Annotated in this window: 19 protein-coding genes; 14 read left to right on the plus strand and 5 right to left on the minus strand. The window is 48.6% G+C overall.

Features of this window, described 5'->3' with window-relative positions:
- The first annotated feature begins 4 nt into the window (after positions 1-4).
- The 4 genes from hutI (at position 5) to SB752_RS14045 (ending at position 4,010) form a co-directional block, all read left to right on the plus strand.
- On the plus strand, positions 5-1,279 hold the full coding sequence (gene hutI / locus SB752_RS14030; RefSeq protein ID WP_410716247.1) for an imidazolonepropionase: 1,275 nt from the start codon (positions 5-7) through the stop codon (positions 1,277-1,279).
- A gap of 210 nt (positions 1,280-1,489) precedes the next feature.
- Positions 1,490-2,368, plus strand: coding sequence for a pentapeptide repeat-containing protein (locus tag SB752_RS14035; RefSeq protein WP_410716248.1), 879 nt, complete (start codon positions 1,490-1,492; stop codon positions 2,366-2,368).
- A 63-nt stretch (positions 2,369-2,431) separates the two neighbouring features.
- Complete coding sequence (locus SB752_RS14040; protein ID WP_410716249.1) at positions 2,432-3,070, plus strand: pyridoxamine 5'-phosphate oxidase family protein; 639 nt, start codon at positions 2,432-2,434, stop codon at positions 3,068-3,070.
- A 115-nt stretch (positions 3,071-3,185) separates the two neighbouring features.
- Entirely contained in the window at positions 3,186-4,010 is an 825-nt protein-coding gene (locus tag SB752_RS14045) for an aldo/keto reductase (RefSeq protein ID WP_103110387.1), read from the plus strand.
- 83 nt (positions 4,011-4,093) lie between these two features.
- Here the strand turns inward: SB752_RS14045 and SB752_RS14050 are convergent, their stop codons facing one another.
- Entirely contained in the window at positions 4,094-4,825 is a 732-nt protein-coding gene (locus SB752_RS14050) for a YheC/YheD family protein (protein WP_410716250.1), read from the minus strand.
- A 234-nt stretch (positions 4,826-5,059) separates the two neighbouring features.
- On the opposite strand from SB752_RS14050, the gene SB752_RS14055 reads away from it, so the two are divergent.
- Complete coding sequence (locus tag SB752_RS14055) at positions 5,060-5,803, plus strand: IclR family transcriptional regulator (protein WP_103110385.1); 744 nt, start codon at positions 5,060-5,062, stop codon at positions 5,801-5,803.
- 50 nt (positions 5,804-5,853) lie between these two features.
- On the opposite strand, the gene SB752_RS14060 is transcribed toward SB752_RS14055, so the two are convergent.
- Entirely contained in the window at positions 5,854-6,990 is a 1,137-nt protein-coding gene (locus SB752_RS14060; protein WP_410716251.1) for a glycosyltransferase family protein, read from the minus strand.
- Positions 6,991-7,152: 162 nt separating this feature from the next.
- Between SB752_RS14060 and SB752_RS14065 the strand changes: the two genes are divergently transcribed.
- Both SB752_RS14065 and SB752_RS14070 read left to right on the plus strand, forming a co-directional pair.
- The gene (locus SB752_RS14065) at positions 7,153-7,788 is read left to right on the plus strand and encodes a TetR/AcrR family transcriptional regulator (protein ID WP_410716252.1); all 636 of its coding nucleotides are present in this window, start codon (positions 7,153-7,155) and stop codon (positions 7,786-7,788) included.
- Positions 7,789-7,797: 9 nt separating this feature from the next.
- Complete coding sequence (locus SB752_RS14070) at positions 7,798-8,271, plus strand: DUF4188 domain-containing protein (protein ID WP_410716253.1); 474 nt, start codon at positions 7,798-7,800, stop codon at positions 8,269-8,271.
- Between the two features lie 15 nt (positions 8,272-8,286).
- Here the strand turns inward: SB752_RS14070 and SB752_RS14075 are convergent, their stop codons facing one another.
- Together SB752_RS14075 and SB752_RS14080 are read right to left on the minus strand one after the other, a co-directional pair.
- Positions 8,287-9,879: an alkaline phosphatase family protein gene (locus SB752_RS14075; protein WP_410716254.1), complete on the minus strand. Its 1,593-nt coding sequence runs from the start codon at positions 9,877-9,879 to the stop codon at positions 8,287-8,289.
- Positions 9,880-10,014: 135 nt separating this feature from the next.
- Positions 10,015-10,341, minus strand: a complete 327-nt coding sequence (locus SB752_RS14080; RefSeq protein WP_410716255.1) for a DUF3892 domain-containing protein — start codon at positions 10,339-10,341, stop codon at positions 10,015-10,017.
- A gap of 144 nt (positions 10,342-10,485) precedes the next feature.
- On the opposite strand from SB752_RS14080, the gene SB752_RS14085 reads away from it, so the two are divergent.
- The 4 genes from SB752_RS14085 (at position 10,486) to SB752_RS14100 (ending at position 15,566) form a co-directional block, all read left to right on the plus strand.
- Positions 10,486-11,139 carry a TetR/AcrR family transcriptional regulator gene (locus SB752_RS14085; RefSeq protein WP_410716256.1) on the plus strand — a complete coding sequence of 218 codons (654 nt, stop codon included), beginning with the start codon at positions 10,486-10,488 and terminating at the stop codon, positions 11,137-11,139.
- Between the two features lie 61 nt (positions 11,140-11,200).
- The gene (locus tag SB752_RS14090) at positions 11,201-11,788 is read left to right on the plus strand and encodes an NAD(P)H-dependent oxidoreductase (RefSeq protein ID WP_410716257.1); all 588 of its coding nucleotides are present in this window, start codon (positions 11,201-11,203) and stop codon (positions 11,786-11,788) included.
- A 140-nt stretch (positions 11,789-11,928) separates the two neighbouring features.
- Positions 11,929-13,659 (plus strand): ABC transporter ATP-binding protein, encoded by a 1,731-nt coding sequence (locus SB752_RS14095; RefSeq protein ID WP_410716258.1) that lies wholly within the window; start codon positions 11,929-11,931, stop codon positions 13,657-13,659.
- The gene (locus tag SB752_RS14100) at positions 13,656-15,566 is read left to right on the plus strand and encodes an ABC transporter ATP-binding protein (protein WP_410716259.1); all 1,911 of its coding nucleotides are present in this window, start codon (positions 13,656-13,658) and stop codon (positions 15,564-15,566) included. The genes SB752_RS14095 and SB752_RS14100 overlap by 4 nt, the downstream gene beginning before the upstream one ends.
- Positions 15,567-15,763: 197 nt before the next feature.
- Here the strand turns inward: SB752_RS14100 and acnA are convergent, their stop codons facing one another.
- On the minus strand, positions 15,764-18,496 hold the full coding sequence (gene acnA, locus SB752_RS14105) for an aconitate hydratase AcnA (protein WP_410716260.1): 2,733 nt from the start codon (positions 18,494-18,496) through the stop codon (positions 15,764-15,766).
- A 337-nt stretch (positions 18,497-18,833) separates the two neighbouring features.
- Between acnA and SB752_RS14110 the strand changes: the two genes are divergently transcribed.
- Genes SB752_RS14110 through SB752_RS14120 form a run of 3 tightly spaced genes read left to right on the plus strand, consistent with a single transcriptional unit; the run spans position 18,834 to position 22,347 of the window.
- Entirely contained in the window at positions 18,834-20,588 is a 1,755-nt protein-coding gene (locus SB752_RS14110; RefSeq protein WP_410716261.1) for an ABC transporter ATP-binding protein, read from the plus strand.
- A 2-nt stretch (positions 20,589-20,590) separates the two neighbouring features.
- Entirely contained in the window at positions 20,591-21,268 is a 678-nt protein-coding gene (locus SB752_RS14115) for a response regulator transcription factor (protein WP_410716262.1), read from the plus strand.
- On the plus strand, positions 21,265-22,347 hold the full coding sequence (locus SB752_RS14120; protein WP_410716263.1) for a HAMP domain-containing sensor histidine kinase: 1,083 nt from the start codon (positions 21,265-21,267) through the stop codon (positions 22,345-22,347). The genes SB752_RS14115 and SB752_RS14120 overlap by 4 nt, the downstream gene beginning before the upstream one ends.
- Positions 22,348-22,355 lie beyond the last annotated feature (8 nt).

Consider the following 22,355-nt stretch of genomic DNA (forward strand, 5'->3'; position numbering starts at 1 on the left):
AGCCATGACCAAACCTGTATGGATTCGCCATGCCAGCCAGCTTGCTACACTGGCTGGCGGTTCAAAGGCACCTGTAGTCGGTGAGCGGATGAATGAGCTGTCTATTATCGAAAATGGAAGTGTTTGGCTGGAAGAAGGAGTCATTCAGCGGGTCGGGACAGATGAGGAGCTGGCGGAGGTATACCATGAGCGTGCTCATGAGGCGCAAATCATCGACGCCACAGACAAGCTTGTCACTCCTGGTCTGGTTGATCCGCATACGCATCTGGTGCATGCGGGCAGCAGGGAAAACGAATTCAATATGCGGCTAAATGGCGCTACTTATATGGAAATCATGAACAATGGTGGAGGGATTCACTCTACTACGGCAGCGACCAGAAAGGCGACTCATGAGGAGCTGTTTACGCAGAGCAAGCGCAGGCTGGATCAGTTTCTGCTGCATGGCGTTACAACCGTCGAGGCAAAAAGCGGGTATGGACTGACTCTTGCTGACGAAATCAAGCAGCTGGAGGTAGCCAAACAGCTGCACGATGCACATCCGATTGATATTGTCAGCACCTTCATGGGTGCTCATGCCGTTCCGCGTGAATATCGCGAGGACCCGGAGGCATTTATCGAGCTGGTTATTGGCGAAATGATTCCGGAAGTGGCGAGGCGCCAGCTTGCAGAGTTTAATGACGTTTTTTGCGAGCGCGGTGTATTTACCCCGGAGCAGTCCAAACGAATTCTCGAAGCAGGGGCAAAACATGGTCTGCTCCCGAAGATTCATGCGGACGAAATCGAGCCGTATGAAGGAGCGGAGATGGCAGCAACGATTGGCGCTGTATCCGCCGACCATCTATTGCGTGCATCGGATCGCGGGATTCAGATGATGGCAAAAGCAGGCGTAATCGCTGTGCTGCTGCCAGGGACTGCTTTTTTCCTGATGGCGGAGTCGGCAAATGGACGAAAAATGATTGACGCGGGTGTAGCGGTAGCGATTTCGACCGATTGCAATCCAGGGTCTTCTCCGACAGTATCGCTACCACTGATTATGAATTTGGGCTGCCTGAAAATGGGAATGACGCCTGCGGAAGTATTGACAGCCGCTACGATCAATGCGGCCCATGCCATTCGCCGCGCCCACGAAATCGGCAGTATTGAAGCAGGTAAAAAAGCTGATGTCACGATCTTTGATGTACCTGACTTTATGACGCTGCAATATCGCTATGGCATCAATCATGTTGATACGGTAGTGAAAAACGGAGCTGTCGTAGCCAAGGGAGGGAGATTGGCGTGAGTGGCTATCCATATCCACTGTTAAAACCGCCGAGTTTTCCATGAAAAGTAACCAAGTAATCTGAAAAACTGCCTGTAAAAGGGCAGTTTTTTTGTCGCTCCTATCTCGCTGCGGATTCGATTGACAAATAAAATATTCAGTAATACCATACAGGAATTGTAATAGGTAATCCGAAAAGAAAAGGTATCTGTGAACAAAGGAGAACGAAGAATGGAACAGAATAGCGAAAACGAAGGATCTGTTTTAGCGAAGAATCGTCGTGACTTACGGGGAGATTGCGAGCAGTGCTTTGGCTTGTGCTGCGTGGCCTTGCCGTTTGCTGCTTCCGTAGACTTCGCAATAGACAAAGTAGCCGGTCAGCCCTGTCATAACTTGCAAGCGGACTTTCGCTGTGGTGTACATACTACCCTGCGGCAGATCGGCTTTCGTGGCTGTACGGTCTATGATTGCTTTGGGGCGGGACAAAAGGTGTCACAGGAAACTTACGGTGGGAAGGACTGGAGGGAGGCACCAGGATCGGCGAAGCAAATGTACGAGGTATTCCCCATCATGTGGCAGCTCCATGAGCTACTCTGGTACTTGTCTGAAGCGCTTATGCGAGAAGAAGCCTGTCAGATCCACGGTGAGCTGAGTCAGGCACTCGCCAAGACGGAGCAATACACGCAGCTTCCTCCAGACTCTCTGCTAAAAGTTGACGTGGCTGCTCACCGGGCAGAAGTCAATGTCCTGCTGCTGCGGACAAGCGAGCTCGTGCGCGATGAAGCCCGCAGGCAGCACAAAGGTCAGCTCGGAAGTCAAAAAAACTACGGGCGAGGGGCCGATCTGATCGGGGTCAAGCTCAAAGGGGCAGATCTGCGGTACACCAATTTACGAGGTGCCTATTTGATAGCTGCTGACCTCAGAGAAGCAGATTTGCGCGTAGCTGATCTCATCGGTGCGGATTTTCGAGATGCAGATATTCGGGGCGCAGACCTTACGGGAAGCCTTTTTCTCACCCAAGCACAGTTGGGTGCAGCAAAAGGGGATGCTAGCACGAAGCTCCCGTCGTCACTCGTTCGTCCAACACATTGGACAGACAAGGGGAAGTGACCGGCTAAAAAATATGGTATGATAAACATACGACTATGATCTCTAGAAATCGAGGTGTCTGCCATGACTGGTTTCGGAATATTCCGCGAAGTAATCTCGTCTGAGAGTGAGCTTCGAGAAATGTATGGTGAACCAAGCAAGTTAGTTCAGAACAAAGCGATTAAACAGATTGATAGCCATGTTCGCAATTTTATCGCACAAGCGCCTTTTCTCATCATCGCAACAGCGAATGAAGAGGGGAAATGCGATGCTTCCCCACGCGGAGATGCTCCCGGGTTTGTGCATATCATCGACGACAACCACCTCGTCATTCCAGAACGTCCAGGAAACAAACGTATGGATTCGATCTCCAATATTTTATCCAATCCGCAGATCGGTCTCATTTTTATGATTCCAACACTAGAAGAAACATTGCGAATCAATGGACGTGCCTGCATCGTACGCGATTCTGAGCTGCTAGAGAAGATGGCGGTAAAAGGGAAAGTGCCAACGATCGGAATCGGAGTGCAGGTCGAAGAGTGCTTTATGCATTGTGCCAAAGCATTCATGCGCTCGGGTCTATGGAAGCCGGAGTCGTGGCCTTCAGCAGGAACTACTCCGAATGTATCGCAAATTTTGGCAGACCATGTGAAGCTGCCGGGAGTAACTGCAAAAGAGGTAGCAGAAGGCCTGGAAGATAGCTACAAGAACCGTCTATACTAGAGAAGCAATGGCTGTGCCAAAGGACATGGCATAGCCTGGTTTTCTATGCTAGGTAATCTATGTTAAAATTTGATAAGTACGTACATAAAATCAGCGTTTGTCGGGAGGAGATCGGATGGCAACACATATCACAGATAGCTCGGTATTGAATAACGGCGTCAAAATGCCGTGGCTTGGTCTGGGTGTATGGAAAGCAAAGGAAGGCAATGAAACAGTGGCAGTCCGCTCTGCTATTGAAGCAGGTTACCGTAGCGTAGACACGGCAGCGGTCTATGGGAATGAAGAAGGTGTAGCCGAAGGAATCCGCCAATCCGGAATCGATCGCGATCAGTTGTTCATCACGACCAAGGTGTGGAATGCAGATCAAGGTTATGAGACAACGCTGAAGGCTTTTGATACCAGTATGAAAAAGCTGGGGCTCGATACGCTGGACTTGTACCTCGTTCACTGGCCGGTAAAGGGCAAGTTTGTAGATACATGGAAGGCAATGGAGAAGCTGTATCGTGACGGATATGTTCGCGCGATCGGTGTTAGCAATTTCAACATCCATCACCTGGAGGAATTGCGCCAGAACAGCGAAATCACACCTGTGGTCAATCAGGTGGAATATCACCCAATGCTTACCCAAAAAGAGCTGCTTGCTTACTGCCAGGAGCGTCAAATCCAGCTCGAAGCATGGAGCCCACTGATGCAAGGAAATCTAGACCATCCACTGCTGGTGGAATTGGGACAAAAATATGGCAAGTCTCCAGCCCAAATCGTCATTCGCTGGGACTTGGAAAATAAGGTAGTGACCATTCCGAAATCCATTACACCTGAACGCATTCGTCAAAACGCTGATGTGTTTGACTTCACGCTTAGCGCAGAGGATGTAGAGAAAATCAGTGCCTTGAATGAAAACAAGCGAATTGGACCAGACCCGGACAATTTCGATTTCTAGGAACAGCAGATAAGGGAAAAGGGAAGCCGCTTTGGACGGCTACCCTTTTTTTGCAGAGTGAAGTTTGGCTTTGCCAAAGGCATTTATTTGCGATAGTTGACGATGGTATGATACATGGTTTTGTCAGGGAGCTTGAGAAAAAGTGTGACGTCAGGCCGCAGGTTTGCTTCAATAATCCAAACCTTGCCGCTTGAATCGATGCCCATATCCAGTCCAAAGAAGCGTTTCTGGGTATAGTAGCCGGCAAGCCGATGTGCTGCAAGCAGGGCGACCCGTCGCAAACGAGCCATGATGGCTGACCCCGAGGCGCCTTTGATCGTGGAACGGCGGATGGCGGTAGCGAGTGGAAGAACCTTGCCGCCACTTCTTTTTACATTGGTGATGATATAGCCCCTGCCTGCTACCTTTGCGAGCATGCCGGTTACCACCCAAGCTCCACCGGGCTTTCTTTGTACCATGACCCTTACATCAAAGGGAGAGCCATTGATGCGTGCCAATGAGATTCCTCGTTGGACCAAGTAACTCGATTTGATTTTTTGACGTAAATAACGGTAGGTTTCTTTTTTGCCATGTGTGGTACGGCGTTTGATCCCATGTTGAACGCAGTACTTGCTGTGACTGCGACCTGTAACCAGGATGACGCCGGCTCCTCCGAGCCCAGAAGCGGGCTTGGCGATCACTTTTTTGTATCGGTCCAGGAATTCGTACAGCGAACGCTTGGAAAAACGATGAGTGTTTGGCAAAGTACCAGCCAAAGCAGAGCTTTTACGCAACACAGCATACTTTGTCAGCTTTGATTCACTTTTTTTAGCCACTTGAGGTCATTCCCCCAATCGTGATGTGAAACAAGAACGCTCTTTTACTTAATGTACGTCCTGTTCGTTTCAGCGCTTGTGGGAATGTCCTCATCAGAAAAAATAGGTAGGATTTGTATTCTCTTTGCGGATTCACTCTTTACTATGCTTTATTTTTTCGTATACTGAAAAGTAGCATATTTGTTTCATCAGATGAAACAGACGGATTCATTCAGGAAGCAGGTGTAATAACAGATGGAAGAACAAAAAGCGAACGTTCGAGCCGTCGAACGGGCTTTGGATATCCTGCTCTGCTTTACGGATTCCACGGACTTAGGGCTAAGTGAGATTTCCAGCCGACTCTCCCTGCATAAAAGCACTGTGCATCGATTATTGGCAACGTTGGAAAACAAAGGATTTCTCATCCGGGATATCGAAACGGAGAAATATCGCTTAGGTTTTCGGATATGGGAGCTATCCGCAAATTTGACTCATAACGACGACCCTGCAACATTGCTTTTGCCAGAGATGGAACGGCTGCGGGATTTGGTAGAAGAAACAATCAGTCTGTATGTACGTGATGGAAGTGAGCGGATACGTATACAGGCTGTACAAAGCAAGCAGCCCATTCGCAGGGTGGCGCCAATTGGTGCGCGTATGCCACTCGCAGTAGGGGCATCCAGCAAGGTTTTGGTAGCGTATGCCGAGCCATATTTTTTGCAGGAGCTGTTAAATGATCAAGACTGGCCGGATTTTGTCAATAAAGAAGTCTATGTCGAGCAGCTGACTCAAATCAAGCAGCAAGGCTTTGCTACGAGTGTAGAAGAGCGGGAGTTGGGGACGGCTGCAGTTGCTGCTCCCATTTTTAACAGGAATGGACAATTAGTAGCTTCTATTGCTGCTTCGGGGCCATCAAATCGTCTCACCCCGGAAAAAATGAGCGATTACGCGCCATATATTATGGAGGCAGCGTACCGCATGGGAAAAATGATGAAATAAAAGCAAGCCAACGCTCCCGTATTCTCGGGGGTGTTGGCTTTTTTTAACGTCTAGGTTGCTAGCTGTCCGACCACATACTCATGTTGCAATGTAGCCCAAAACGATTGCACAGCATTATCGGCGAGGAAGCGTTCACCGCGAGTAGACACGTAGCGACTCATCTCCTCATAAAAAAATCGATCGCAAAGCTTCTCGTATTGCTCGGCAATGTCATACGCGTCCAGGACAAACAGAGGGTAGTTTTCCCCGAGCAACGCCACGTTCCCAATCGTGCGTGTAGTCAGGACAGGGACTCCGAGAGCCATGTACTCCAAAATACGCGATAAGTAGGAATGCGACGGATTTTGATCACTCGTTGTGTCGTAAAGCAAGGCGATGCCAATGCCGCTTTTCAGGATCAGCTTCTTGGTTGCCCACATCGATTTTTGCCCATGATCTACCACTCCTGGAGTACGCAGATGCGCTTTTGCCTTCTTCTGATATTTGCCCACGATGGATGGATACAGAACACGCAGCTTGGCCTTTGGATGATTTTTGCGGATCAAGCGAATCGCCTTTGTAGCCACACCGAGCCCGTAACGTGGACGGATGACGCCTGCCAAAATGAGATCGAGGTGATCAGTAGAAGGTCGGTCAGACAGGGAGTCCTTTGGTGGTTCAACAAACTGGGGGAGAACCTGAATTTTGCGGTCAAGCTCCTGACTGGAGTAGTTGCCTTTTTGAAGTTGATAAGTTCGGTAGCGATTGGCATTGGGCTCGGTCTGGAAAAAAACGAGCCGTGCATGCTTGAAGATACGGTTGAGTCTGCGCATGATGTACGGGTCGTTCAAATTGTATTGAATCGCCAGAAACAACAGCTTCGAGCCCAGAGCAGGCCTTTTATCCAAAAGCTTGATTGCCTCGTTACGTCCGCGGATGAAGATATAATCATACCTTTTCTTTTGATCGCGACGGATGATGTCATCGATCGGATGATTCGACTTGAAAAACTGGACGTGCTGAAACGTAAAACCACCCATTCCATTACGGAACTGGAAGGGGAGGACGCAGTCTAAAGAATATTGCTCCTGCTCGTGTGCTGGCAGCTGTGCCACTTTTCGGTCAAGTGCCCGTAGCAGAATAAAAAACTGCAGAACATTCCCCTTTGGCTTAAATTCGATGAGATTGCAAAAAAAACAAATTCTCATGTGATTTTCTCCTTCGAAGGGCTCTCCACTATCGTATGGGATTAGGCGTCAAAGGCTACTTGAAATAAAGAAATAAAAAACGAACTCAAATAAAATACTTTACTTCAGTTAATTTATTTACTATCATTAGCATAAGGGGATTCCAACGAAAGGAAAACGGTCATGACATCAGATATGATTTCACTGCGCGAAAAGAAAAAAGCAAAAACGAAGCTAGCTCTTCTGGAAGGGTGTCTCGAACTCATAGGGGAGGGTACCTTTCGGCGTGTACTTGTGGAAGATATATGTCAGCATGCAGAGGTATCCAAGGTTACCTTCTTTAAATTTTTTCCGCAAAAAGAGGATTTGTTGACTTACTTCATGAGTATTTGGCAGGCGGAGTGCTTCCTGGAGCTGTCCAGTAGCTCAAAGCGGGGCTTGGAGGCGATCCGTTACATTTTTGCGAAAGTGACAGAGGATGGCAAGAAGTATCCCGGAATCATGCTTAGCTTGATCAGTTTTTTATCGGAGCAGCAAATGCATCCCTGGGTACCGACATTGTCAGAAGCTGAGCTGTATTTGCTGTTTCCGGAAGAAGCGAACAGGGCGGCGATTTCCGAGGTATCGCTCTATGACATTTTTAAAAAATCGGTGGCGGAGGCGAGGGAGGATGGCCATCTTTCTTTGCGTGTAAGTGACGAGGAAGCTGTCATCTTGCTGTTCTCCATGTTCTACGGTGCCTATTTGTCTGCTCATTTGTTTCGCGCCAGCGATTTTATGTCATTTTACGAAATGCATCTTAAATCCTTGTTAAAGTAGGTGATCACTATGTCAAAAATCGTGCGGGGAAGATTTACTGCCGAAATGGACGAATCATTCGTCGTTTTTATTATCGGGATGCGCATCAATCGCTTGCTTGCCGTACACAAGTGGGTTCCGGTAGCAAAGGCGATGGGAGGGATGCTGCAAGAGCTGTATCAGAATCCGGACCTGGGCTTCTTGGGGGATAGCGGGAGCATCAGCATGCGGACGATCACGCAGATTCAATATTGGCGCTCCTATGAACATCTGGAGCAATATGCGCGAAATAGCCACAAGCATTTGACTGCCTGGCGAAAATTTAATCAAGCGATCGGGTCTGATGGAACGGTAGGGATCTTCCACGAGACGTATCTCGTGGAAGCCGGAAAATATGAGAATGTCTATGTCAATATGCCTGCATATGGATTAGGTAAGGTCGGCACGCTCGTTCCTGCCACAGGTAGACGGGAAACAGCTCGTGAACGTTTGACGAATTCGTAGCATCAAAACCTGAATTTATTCGTTCGCAAGACGCAGCAGCCAGTCTTTCAGATCGACAATCCGCAAAGCTTGCGGGCGAGTCTTGGTTCCGACTACGAGCAAAGGTACAAGTGAATCTGTTTCGTGCAGGGAGCCATGTGCGCTGCCGCCGAGATGGGTGGGAGAGCTCTCGGTAACCAATTCATAGCCTGGTTTTACGGTAACGATTGCGTATCTGCCTTCCTGGGAGTTCATTGCTCCATGGAGTCTCGCCAATGCGTCGGGATACTTGCCATACGTGATATGGTTATTGCGGATTGTCAAATCAAGCAATTTGTCATCTCCATAGATTGTCCACGTCTGACCGTAGTCGTCCTTGATCGCACCTCCAGGACGATAAGACAAGGTACTGTTGCTCTTGCCAGCCGTGACGATGGTTTTCTGTCCTTCTTTTACCGCGATGATGTCGAACCTCTCTTCCTTCTGCAAACGCTTGACCATATCAGTCAGGGACAGATGAGCATCGAGAGCGTATATGTAGGCCATTCGTTCATTGGTGGCGATCACGAGCTGATCCTTCCTTTGTATCGGTTGTCCGATTTTGGCAATACGGTAAGGACTTAGAAGGCTCCGTAGATCGATGGTAGCTGTCCGGCGATCAGGGTGGACAGCGCTTTGTCCACTATCACCCATAACAACCCATCTTGCCTGATTTACAGCCTGTTCCCATGAACCAAAGGCATTCAGAACTACCTGCAAGGCTTGGTCAGCTTTCACTATTCCTTCGATGGTAGCTGGACCTTTTTTATGCACTTCCATATCGTTTTCGGGAAAATACGTGATCGTTAGCGGAGGCAGCTTGTTAGTAGAAATGAGAAAGGCTGCCTCTTGCGCGGAAAACTCGTCATTCATCCCGTACTTTCGCCAGATGCGTCTCTGCTCTTTTTGATCCGGATTCAGCTGGGCAAAAGTGGCGTAGGAGAGGAGTGCAGGTCCAGTCACCTTTAGCTCCGCTGGCAAAGGCGTGCTCAAGGAAATCAGGCGTGGGATTTTCAAGACGTGATCTGTTTTTCCTCGCCATACGATAGCATTAATCGAAGCCGAATGCTTGCCCATCTCTGCCATTTCCTCGTGGATTGTTTTCGTTTTCCGATTCAAATGGGTCTGATTGAGGTGATGAACGGCGTCCAGCAACACCTGTGGCTGGTCAATCTTTAGCCCTTCCTTTGGCCCCATACCGTAATAGATCATGCGTTTTTCCTTTGTGCTATACCACGATAGGCCAGGGATACGATGCTGATTCGGGTAGGTGCCTGTAAGCAAGGTACTGTCAATCGTGACAGACATGGTAGGGAAGGAGCTTACTACTTGTGGGTAGTAGTGCCCGTGTGCAAACAAATACGCTAAAGCAGGAGCGCGACCTTGGGTAATTGCTTCGCGCAACGGCTTGTCCATCAAGGAATCAATCAGGATGAGAATAGTCGGCTTCTGTACGGAAGATGTGCTGGGAGAGGGCGCTGATGGCATGCTTTGCTGATGGAGTGGTGGGCTTGTGTTTGTCTTACAGCTCGTGACAAGCATACAAAACAGGACAAGAAGCACGATGGCATATGTATGTTTGAATCTCATGGATCGATTCGCCTCCTCTGCATTCCTCTCTATTTTTTTGCTCATTTCCCTAAAATATTCTAGACGTCCTGGAACAGCGCAAATCCCACCCTGGTTATAAAGGAGGTGGGATTTGTTGATTTGCTTTTTACCGATTTAAAAAGTAGGCAGGTTATCCAGATTGTTTTCTTTGATGCCATCAGGCTCACTTCGCAAAATGTCTCGCCCGTATTTATGAAAGACGTCCACATGTGCCAGCTTGCCCGCTTTTGCATCTTGCAAGGCAGTGACGTAATCCAGCTCCCGCCCCGCGCTTGTCTTGAAAGCGATCAAGTCTCCATCGCCATTTTTTCGCACGGCAACAATTTGCTCTTTGCCGGAAGCATCAGGAGAAGGCGTGGTACCACCGTTTTCCTCCAGTGCTTGCTGCTCTCCGGCATTTTTGTAATCGGCGTATATTTGTTCAAAGCTTTGCTGTTCCATTTGCAATCCCTCCTCATTCATAAGGGTGCCAAAAAGGGATGGAGAACATGTATTCGTTTCATAAAATGTGTCATTGACAAAAGGTTCCATTTTCATGTATCTTTTTGATTAACACGAATGTCAATGAAAAATGAGGGCTAGATCATGTCACCACGTACCAAAGAACAAAATGAAGAGATCCGTAAGCAGCGGACGCAGGAAATTTTGCAGGCGGCGATTCACGTCTATGCAGAGAAAGGATATGCTGCCTCGGAGATTGGCGAGATTGCACAGAGGGCTGGTCTGGCGCGCGGATTAGTCTACCACTATTTTAAAAACAAGCAGACCTTGTTTCGAGAGCTTTTCGAGCATGTAATGGAAAATACACAGCAATTTACGAAAGCACATTTCGAGCAAGAGGGCTCCGCATTTGAACTGTTCGATACGTATGCACGAATCGTTTGCCGACAAGTATTGGAAGAACCAGCCGTGTCTCGTTTTTTCACGCGAATCAGCCTGGATGTACATTACTTGTATACGGCGGAGCAATTTTCTCCGTTCAAATGGGTAAAGAGCTTCCTGCAGCCGATGACACAAGCTGTGGAGAAAGGCATGGAGCAAAAGACAATCCGTGCTGGAGATGCTAGTCTGATGGCCATGCAATTTTGGGGCGCCGTATCACAGGGAATGAATTATTTAGACCAGACACAGCAAGACCTCGCTGACCAAGGGGCGACAGCTCATGAGATCAACGAGCAGCTCAAGGGGCTGTTTGAGCAAGTGATCGATTCAGCATTATTGGTAATCAGACCAGAGTAATTTTTTTTGCTTTTAAAATTGACTTTCGTGTCAGTCAAAAACAAAAGGAGCTGAATTTCAAATGAAAACTCTCGTTGTCGTTGCCCATCCACAGTTGCCGCAATCACGCGTCAACAAACGGTGGGTCGCGGAATTATCGAAGCATACTGAGCATGTAATCGTGCACGAATTGTATGCCTCATACGCCGATAAAGCAATAGATGTCCATTACGAGCAAGCGCTCCTAGCTAATCACGAACGCCTCGTGCTGCAATTCCCGTTTCAGTGGTATGGAACACCATCTCTGTTGAAGCAGTGGCTAGATGAAGTGTTCACGACAGCTTGGTTATTTGGATCTGGTGGAAAGGCAGTAGCAGGAAAAGAGCTGGTGCTCGCCATTTCTATCGGAGGTACGCAGGAAACATATCAAGCGGGTGGATTGATTGGCTACACAATCAGTGAGTTGACGCGCCCCTTGCAAGCCTTTGCCAATCAAGTAGGAATGACGATGCTCCCACTCTTCACCTTTTACGGAGCTGTTCAGGCTACAGAGGAGCAAATTGAGATTAGTGCCAGACAGTACGTTCAGCACGTAATGAATCCAGAACTCGATCCGCGCATTGCCCGGCGACGAATGCTCGCGGAGATGAAGCAAAAAATGAACGGGTAATCACTGACAGCGCATCAGTGTTAAATTTTCAAGCAGGGCTTGGAACGAAGGTAGGAAAATGATGGCTACCACTTGCTCTGGAGGAATGGATCAGTTACAATTTGTTCCCATAGTCCAATCCGTACCGGAGGGTGATTCGAGTGTTACGATTACTGCGTTTTTTGCGGCCTTACCGGTATATGGTCATCATGACCATGGTATTTGTGCTGCTTCAATCGATTGCCAATCTGTATCTTCCTACGTTGATGTCAGATATCGTCAACGAAGGAATCGTCAAGGAGGACACTGCTTATATATGGAGGATTGGTGGATTCATGCTCCTCGTATCTGCAGTTGGTGCCATCTTGTCAGTCTGTGCCAGCTATCTGGCGTCCCGTGCAGCTTCAGGGTTCGGGATGCGGCTGCGCAGCAGTGTTTTTCGTCATATCGAGCGCTTTTCTTTGCAGGAGTTCGATAAGCTCAGCACGGCATCCCTCATTACTCGTACGACGAATGATATTACGCAAGTCCAGCAAGTGCTTAACATGATGCTGAGAATGATGGTTATGGCACCGATGATGTGTATCGGTGGGATTATCATGGCGGTATCCAAGGATGCCAAGCTTTCTCTTGTCATTATTGGGGCGATCCCGATCCTGGCTTTGGCGATTTACTTGATCGGGTCGAAAGGTATTCCTTATTTCAAGATGATGCAAACCAAGATCGACCGTTTGAATTTAGTGTTGCGCGAATATTTGACCGGAATCCGTGTCGTACGTGCCTTTAATCGAACCGAGCATGAGCGCGCACGTTTTGATCAGGCCAATCAAGACCTCACGGCGACTGCGATCAAAGCGAATCAGATCATGGCGGCGATGATGCCAATCATGATGCTGATGATGAACGTGACCTCGATTGCGATTATCTGGTTTGGTGGCCTACGAATCAGTACCGGACATATGCAGGTCGGTGATCTGATGGCCTTTTTGCAGTATGCCATGCAAATTTTGTTCTCGCTGATGATGGCTTCCATGATGTTCAGTATGGTGCCGAGGGCTTCTGCTTCGGCGCTGCGTATTCACGAAGTGCTGACGACAGAGCCTATCATTTTGGATAGAGAACAGGCAGAAGCAAAAAAAGCCAGAGAGGCAGGAGAAGTCATTTTTGATCAAGTGACATTCCGTTACCCGGGAGCAGAGAGGCCAGCCTTGTCTTCTGTCTCGTTCACTGCGAGGCCCGGTCAGGTGACGGCGATTATTGGTGGTACGGGTTCAGGAAAGTCTACCCTCGTCAGCTTGATCCCGCGCTTTTATGATGTCGAAAGTGGCAGTGTCCGTATCGGGAACATGGATGTGCGTGATCTGCCGCAAAGTGCGCTTCGCTCCATCATTGGCTTTGTCCCGCAAAAGGCGCTGCTTTTCACAGGAACGATCGCAGACAACGTCCGTTATGGAAATGAAGGGGCGACGGACGAGGAGGTCGAGCAGGCACTACAGACTGCGCAGGCTTCCGATTTTGTCGCTGCGATGAAGGACGGACTCCAAACGATGTTGGCACAAGGAGGAGCAAATCTGTCAGGTGGGCAAAAGCAAAGACTGTCCATTGCACGAGCGCTCATTCGAAAGCCGGCGATTTACGTCTTTGATGACAGCTTTTCTGCTCTGGATTTCAAAACAGATGCCAAGCTGCGGGCAGCTCTGAAGAACGAGACAGAAGAAGCGACCGTCATCATCGTTGCCCAGCGCGTGAATACCGTCATGGATGCCGATCAGATTATCGTGCTGGAGGAAGGCGAAATTGTAGGCAAAGGCACTCATCATGAATTAATGGATACCTGTAGTGTCTACAAAGAGATCGTCAAATCCCAGCTGACGGAGGAGGAAATCGCATGAGTGAGCAGCAGCGGCGTACACCTCCTGGACCTGGTGGAGGATCTGGGGCGCAAAGACCGATGGGTTTTGGCGGGCCAGGAATGATGACAATGCCTGGACAAAAGGCAAAAAATTTCAAGGGAACATTGCGACGTCTGCTTCGCTATTTGAAGCCGTATCGCTTTCGGCTAACGATTGTGATCCTGGCAGCCGCACTCAGCACGGTCTTTGGCATTCTCAGTCCGAAATTGCTGGGGAACGCCACGACGACCATTTTTGAAGGCTTCATGGGGAAATTGAAGGGAGTGCCAGGCGCAACATTTGATTTTGGTGCCGTTTGGCAAATTATTCTGACCTTGATTGGACTCTATCTCTTTTCCTCCTTGTTTGCCTATGTGCAGCAGTTTTTGATGGCTGGCATTGCACAGAAGACGGTCTATGCACTGCGCAAGGAAGCAAATGAGAAGCTAGCCAGACTTCCACTCAAATATTTTGATGGACGAACACATGGGGAAGTCATGAGCCGGGTAGTCAATGATGTGGATACGATTAGCGGTACTTTGCAGCAAAGCTTGACGCAAATGATTACCTCGGTAATTACTCTGGTGGGTGTCATCGTCATGATGCTGACCATCAGTCCACTCATGACAGTCATTTTGTTGGTAACCTTGCCGCTTAGCTTCGTCGTTATCAAGCAGGTGGCTGCTCGCTCCATGCCGCATTTTAAGGGCCAACAGCAGGCCATCGGCGAGATGAATGGTCACGTCGAAGAAATGTACACCGGGCACAAGATCGTAAAAGCGTTCGGGCGTGAAGAGCAGGCGATTGAGAAGTTCGAAGTGATCAATGAAAAGCTGTACAACTCTGGCTGGAAGGCGCAATTCATCTCTGGGATCATGATGCCGCTTATGATGTTTGTCGGCAACATCGGATTTGTGCTCGTTTGTGTGGTCGGTGGTGTGCTCGTTACCCGCGGCAGCATTTTGATCGGGGATGTGCAGGCTTTTATCCAATACGCTCAGCAGTTTTCCCAGCCGATTACACAAACTGCGAATATCGCAAACATCATTCAGTCCACTCTCGTGGCAGCAGAGCGAGTCTTCGAGATACTCGATGAGCCCGAAGAATCTACAGATGTGGCAACTGATTCCAAGCCAGCTACTGCTGAGGGGCTTGAAGGACATGTGCGATTTGAAAATGTTTCTTTTGGCTACAAAGAAAACGAGCCACTCATTCAAAATATGAATATCGATGTGAAGCCGGGGATGACAGTGGCCATTGTTGGACCGACCGGAGCCGGCAAAACAACCCTCGTCAACCTGCTCATGAGGTTTTATGAGATTGGAGAGGGCAGAATCACGATTGATGGAACCGATATACGCGAGCTGCCGCGCAGCGAGCTGAGAAGTAAGTTTGGGATGGTTCTGCAAGACACGTGGCTGTTCAACGGCACGATCAAAGAAAATATCGCTTACGGCCGGGCTGGAGCAAACGATGAGGAGATTGTGCAGGCGGCTCGTGCAGCGCATGCGGATCACTTCGTACGGACTCTGCCAGAAGGCTACGAAACGACGTTGAATGAAGAAGCATCAAATATTTCACAAGGTCAGAAGCAGCTTTTGACAATTGCCCGTGCCTTTTTGGCTGATCCGACAATTTTGATTCTCGACGAGGCAACGAGTAGTGTAGACACACGGACAGAGCTCTTGATCCAAAAAGCAATGGAGGGACTGATGGAAGGCAGAACGTCCTTTGTCATCGCCCACCGACTTTCTACCATTCGTGACGCGGATCTAATCCTGGTCATGAATCAAGGAACGGTCATCGAGCAGGGCAATCATGAAGAGCTGCTTAAACAAGACGGCTTCTACGCAGATTTGTATAACAGTCAATTTTCCGAAAGCAGTACGAGTCAGCAGGTGAGTTGACAGCCAAAGCTACACGGCACCCAAATCAAAGCTGCTTTCAAGACGAAACCACCCTGTATTCCTCAGGGTGGTTTTTGCCTTGGCTTTTTACGGGTAAATGATCTGGTAGGCTTAAATAACAAAAGGGCAGTCTGTCGATTTCTCGAAAGACCGCCCTTTTCGTTGGGTGGGTGCTGCTACGAACTTATTTCAAGCTCTTACTTTGTTGTTACAGGTTTGCCTTCGTCCAGCAGTTGGCGAAGAACCGTTTGCAGAATACCACCATTGCGGTAGTAGTCTACGTCTACCATGGAGTCGAGGCGCACGATTACTTCGAATTCGAAGGTGCTGCCATCTTTGCGAGTGGCTTCTACTTTTACGCGTTGGCCAGGTTGAACATCGTCGGAGAGACCAAGGATGCTGAAGGACTCAGTACCATCGATGCCAAGGGACTTCCAGCTTTGGCCGTCAGCGAATTGCAGAGGCAGAACGCCCATACCAACCAGGTTAGCACGGTGGATACGCTCGAAGCTCTCAGCGATAACCGCTTTGATGCCGAGGAGGAAAGTACCTTTTGCTGCCCAGTCACGGGAAGAACCAGTACCGTACTCTTTACCAGCCAATACAACGAGTGGAGTACCATCTGCTTGATACTTCATGGAAGCATCGTAGATAGACATAACTTCGTCAGTTGGCAAGTATTTGGTTACGCCGCCCTCAGTGCCAGGAGCCACTTGGTTGCGGATACGGATGTTAGCGAATGTACCGCGCATCATAACATCATGGCTACCACGACGAGCGCCGTAGGAGTTGAAGTCTTTGCGCTCTACGCCGTTTGCTTGCAGATACAGACCTGCTGGGCTAGTTGGCGCGATGTTACCAGCTGGAGAGATGTGGTCAGTTGTCACAGAGTCACCGAACAGAGCGATGGTGTTCGCTGTTTTGATGTCTGCGATCGCTGCGATTTCGCCAGCCAGGTTTTGGAAGAATGGCGGTTCTTGGATGTACGTGGATTTTTCATCCCACTCATAGAGATCGCCAGTAGGAACGTCGATTTTGTTCCAAGCTTCGTTTTGTGTGAACACTTGGCCGTACTCAGCACGGAACAAGTCAGGGTTCATTGCTTTACCCATTGCTGCCGAGATCTCTTGTGGAGTTGGCCAGATGTCTTTTAGGAATACAGGCTGACCGTCTTTGCCAGTACCGATTGGCTCTGTAGTCAGGTCGATATCAACAGTACCCGCCAGTGCATAAGCGATAACCAATGGAGGAGAAGCGAGGTAGTTCGCTTTTACCTGTGCATGGATACGGCCTTCAAAGTTACGGTTACCGGAAAGTACAGCTGCAACAGTCAGGTCTTCGTCAGCGATTGCTTTGCTGGTTTCTTCTGGCAATGGACCAGAGTTACCGATGCAAGTGGTGCAACCATAACCAACCACGTTGAAGCCGATCGCGTTCAAGGAATCGATCAGACCAGCGTCAGTCAGGTATTGCGTAACTACGCGGGAACCTGGAGCCAGAGAGCTTTTTACGAAAGCAGGTTTTGTCAGGCCTTTTTCCACGGCTTTTTTGGCCAGGATACCTGCACCCAGCATTACGCTAGGATTTGATGTGTTGGTACAGGAAGTGATCGCTGCGATAACAACAGATCCTGTTTTCACAGTTGCTGTTTCACCGTTTGCATACGTAACATCTGCAGAGGCTGCGATTTTCTCCTCGGAGAGACCAAAACCACCTTTGTCGATCGGTGTTACGAGGCTGTTATTGAAGGATTCCTTCATAGCAGTCAGTTCTACGCGGTCTTGTGGACGTTTTGGACCAGCCAAGCTTGGTACTACAGTGGACAGATCCAGTTCCAATGTTTCGGAGAATACTGGGTCTGGCGTAGCGTCTGTACGGAAGAGACCTTGTGCTTTGGTGTAAGTTTCAACCAAGGAGATGAGGTCTTCTTCGCGACCAGTTTGACGCATATAGTTGAGCGTTTCGGAGTCTACTGGGAAGAAGCCCATAGTAGCGCCGTATTCAGGTGCCATGTTAGCTACGGTTGCGCGATCAGCCAGCGAGATGTTGGACAAGCCAGGGCCGTAGAACTCAACGAATTTACCTACAACGCCTTTTTTACGCAGCATTTGAGTAACAGTCAGAGCGAGGTCGGTTGCAGTCGCACCAGCACTCAGAGTACCAGTCAGTTTGAAGCCAACAACTTCTGGAGTTACGAAGTATAGAGGTTGACCGAGCATTCCTGCTTCTGCCTCAATACCACCAACACCCCAACCAAGAACACCAAGACCGTTGATCATAGTGGTGTGGGAGTCAGTACCTACGAGAGAGTCAGGGAAAGCAACGAGCTCGCCGTCTACTTCGCGAGTAGCGATTACAGTTGCGAGGTACTCCAGGTTAACTTGGTGAACGATACCAGTTGCCGGAGGAACCGCACGGAAGTTGTCAAACGCAGTTTGTGCCCAACGCAGGAAGCGGTAGCGCTCTTGGTTGCGTTCGAATTCCAATTTCATATTGTTGTCCAGAGCAGCTGCGTTACCGAAATCATCTACCATGACGGAGTGGTCGATAACGAGGTCTACTGGTACGAGTGGGTTGATTCGTTTTGGATCTCCACCAGCGCGTTTCATCGCGATACGCATCGCAGCGAGGTCAACTACAGCCGGTACACCAGTGAAGTCTTGAAGTACGATACGAGCTGGCATGAGAGGTACTTCTTGGTTTTCGTCGCGGCCTTTTGTCCAAGTCGCGAGTTGTTGTACGTGTTCTTTAGTGATCGCGCGTCCGTCGAACTGACGTACAGCCGCCTCAAGCAGAACTTTAATGGAGAATGGCAGCTTGGAAACATCACCAAGTCCTTGTTCTTCCAATCCTTGCAGGCGATAATACGCGAAAGACTTGTCGCCTACCTGCAGGGAAGATTTTACTTTGTAAGCATCTTTGTTAGCCAATGTATACAACCTCCCTATTGTTACTTGGAGTTTCATCAGATGAAACATAGTTTCGTTTCTTCTTCATCACGACCCTATTATACTCGATTTGTTTCTCGTCTTCTACCCCAAATTCATCATTTCTATACAAAATCAGTGAAGAAAAAGCGCCGAAGCCATTTTCCTGCGAAAAGGAAAGGAAAATTTCCAGACTTCCTGTATTATCCCGTTTATATTTCGTTTACATTCATGCGGTATCTTTTCTCTAGCAGGTCTTGACATGCTTCTATATCGTCAAACGAAAGGTATGCGATTCCTGCAAGAGAGTGAAGTAAATACGGATAGGAGATACAAAAAGATGACGACAAAACAAAAACATACGTCAGGAAAGCTGAGACCGTTCTTTCATTTAATAAAGGAAACGAAGCCATCCAAGCTGATGCTCGGGACCGCGCTCTTCCTGAGCATTGCAACCACTCTTGTGAGCCTGGTAATTCCGCTTTTCACCAAGGATCTGATCGATGGCTTCACATTGTCCTCGATAAGCAAGGGACAAATTGTTCTTTTGATCGGGGCATTTGTCGCGCAAGCCGTTGTTAGCGGCCTCTCTATTTACATGTTAAATCATGTGGGACAAAAAATCGTCGCCGCACTCCGGGATCGCCTCTGGAAAAAGCTGCTTGTCCTGCCTGTCCCGTATTATGATAATAACCGAACGGGGGAAACGATCAGCCGAATGACCAACGATACAGGTGTAGTCAAAGGCTTGATCACCGACCATCTTTCCAACTTTTTTACCGGAACCATCTCTATTATCGGTTCAATCGCTACGTTGCTTTACCTTGATTGGCAAATGACCATGACTATGCTGATTGCAGTACCGCTCGCCCTGGTGATTTTACTGCCGTTGGGTCGCCAAATGTACAAGATTTCCAAAGGGCTGCAAGACGAAACGGCAAGCTTTACAACGATTATGACGCAAGTGCTGTCTGAGATTCGCCTCGTAAAATCATCAAATGCAGAGCCGCACGAATATGCCAGCGGTAAGCGAGGGATTGACAAGCTGTTTCAGTTTGGCATCCGCGAAGGCAGAGTACAGGCGATGATTGGTCCACTCATGTCGCTGGTTATCATGGTACTACTTGTCGTGGTGATGGGATATGGGGGCATGCGTGTATCGTCAGGTGCTTTGACAGCAGGTGAGCTGGTTGCTTTCATCTTGTATCTCGTACAAATCATGATGCCGCTCGGACAGTTCACGCATTTCTTTACACAGCTGCAAAAGGCGATGGGTGCTACAGAGCGAATGATAACGACATTGGAAGCTGACGAGGAAGACCATACTTCAGGAAAAATACTGGAAAACGCCAGCTTGCCGATCAGGGTAGAGAATGTGAGCTTTGCCTATGAAAATGGAGAAACGATCCTGAATGATGTCAGCTTTACCATCCAGGCAGGAAAAGTAAATGCCATTGTAGGACCTAGCGGAAGCGGAAAGACGACCCTCTTTTCCTTGATCGAACGCTACTATTTGCCACAGCAAGGGCACATCAAGCTTGGGGATGAATCAATTGCTGACTTTACACTTGCATCATGGAGAAGCAAAATCGGTTATGTGTCACAGGAAAGCCCATTGATTGCCGGAACGATCCGTGAAAATATTTGTTATGGTGTCTTTCGTGAAGTAAGTGAGGAGGAGCTGCGAAAGGCAGCAGAAATGGCTTATGCGGACGGGTTTATTTCTGAATTCCCGAATGGCTATGACACCGAGGTAGGAGAGAGAGGCGTCAAGCTCTCAGGAGGACAGAGACAACGAATTGGCATTGCCAGGGCGCTGCTTCGCGATCCACAAATTCTGATGCTGGATGAGGCAACCTCCAGTTTGGACAGCAAATCGGAAATCATCGTTCAGCAGGCGCTTCAGAATTTAATGAAGGGACGCACGACACTTGTGATTGCCCATCGCTTGTCGACAGTCGTTGATGCGGACCAGATTCTGTTCATGGAAAAAGGCCGAATTACTGGCAAGGGAACACATGATGAGCTATTCGACAGCCACGATATGTACAAAGAATTTGCGACGCAGCAATTACGTGTAAAAGAGAGGGTGTAATCATGACCAAACTGATGGTAGTAGACGACGATCCGCATATTCGTGAGCTGGTTCGCGTCTTTTTGGAGAGAGAGGGCTTTGAAGTCATGGAGGCGGCAGACGGGGAAGAAGCTCTTTCCTTATTTTCTACCGCTCCTGCAGACCTCGTCATCCTGGATATCATGATGCCGAATATGGACGGATGGGAGCTGTGCCGGGAGCTGCGACGATTCTATCCCGATATCCCGCTGCTCATGCTTACAGCAAAAGGCGAAACCTCGCAAAAAATTAAAGGCTTTGAGCTGGGAACCGATGACTACCTCGTCAAGCCGTTCGAACCCGCCGAGCTGGTCGTTCGGGTAAAAGCACTGCTAAAGCGTTATCGGATCGAGTCTTCCCACACCGTGCAGATCGGGCAGCTGCAACTGAACAAGAAAACGTTCGAAATGACAAAGGGAACCAAGGCGCTAACGATTCCGCTAAAAGAATTTGAGCTTCTGTTTAAGCTAGGCAGCAATCCGGGCAAAACGATTACTCGCGAGCAGCTGATCGAGCAAATTTGGGGCTATGATTTTGAAGGGAATGAGCGGACCGTGGATGTGCATATCAATCGGCTGCGCGAGAGGTTCCCACAGGAGGAATGCAGGTTTTTGATTCGAACGGTTCGCGGATTGGGCTATCGACTGGAGCTGGACCAATGAGCAGAAACCCGGATCACTCGTGGAAAATATTTTTTCTCAGGTTGCTTGGACTCTGCGCATTTCTGCTAGCCATAGCTATATGCTGGTCACTTGCGTATTGGCTAACGAATTTCTTCTATAGTAATGCCAATCTAAATCTATCTGAATACCTCAAGGGGATCATAAACACGTTCCTCAGCTTCGTCTTGTTTTTCCTGCTGGCGGCGATCATCAGATTTAAAAAGCCGAGACAATACGATTTTTTCGATGCTTTTCGCAATGCGATCAACCGGATTGCAAAGGGTGATTTCAAGGTGAATCTTGATTTTAAGCTGAAGCATCAGTGGGGTGAGCTGATCGATGGTTTCAATCATATGGCAGAGCAGCTGAATCAGATGGAGCAGATGAAGCAGGAGTTTATCTCGAACGTATCGCATGAAATTCAGTCTCCACTGACGTCGATTAGCGGATTTGCCCGCGCCTTGCACAATGAGCAGCTTACACATCAGCAGCGTTTGCACTATTTAGAGATCATTGAAACAGAGAGCAAAAGACTCTCCAAGCTAAGTGACAATCTGCTGAGACTGACTTCTTTGGAAGCAGTACAACAGCCGCTCGAACGCAAGACGTACCGCTTGGATCTGCAGATTCGGGGAATTATTTTGGCTTGTGAGCCGCAATGGTTGGAGCAAGAAATCGAGATGGATGTGGAGCTGGAAAAGGCGGAAATAACAGCTGATGAAGATATGCTCAGTCAGGTATGGGTGAATCTGATAAGCAACGCGATCAAATTTACTCCAGCAGGCGGGACGATCACGGTACAGCTGAATCTAGCAGGCGATGATTTCGTTGTCAACGTATCAGATACTGGGATCGGAATTACCGAGCAGGATCAGGGGCGAATATTCGAGAGATTCTTCAAAGCAGATAAATCGCGCAACCGGGGTAAGGGCGGAAGTGGGCTGGGGCTATCCATCGTTCAAAAAATTATTGATATGCATCAAGGTACGATTACAGTGAAAAGTCACTTTGGAGAAGGCACGACTTTTACGGTTCGACTGCCGGCTGCAGTAGCGGATACAAAAAGTCCCCATTCGTAGAGGAAAGG

It is taken from the genome of Brevibacillus sp. SIMBA_040, assembly GCF_046535075.1.
Lineage (GTDB): Bacteria > Bacillota > Bacilli > Brevibacillales > Brevibacillaceae > Brevibacillus.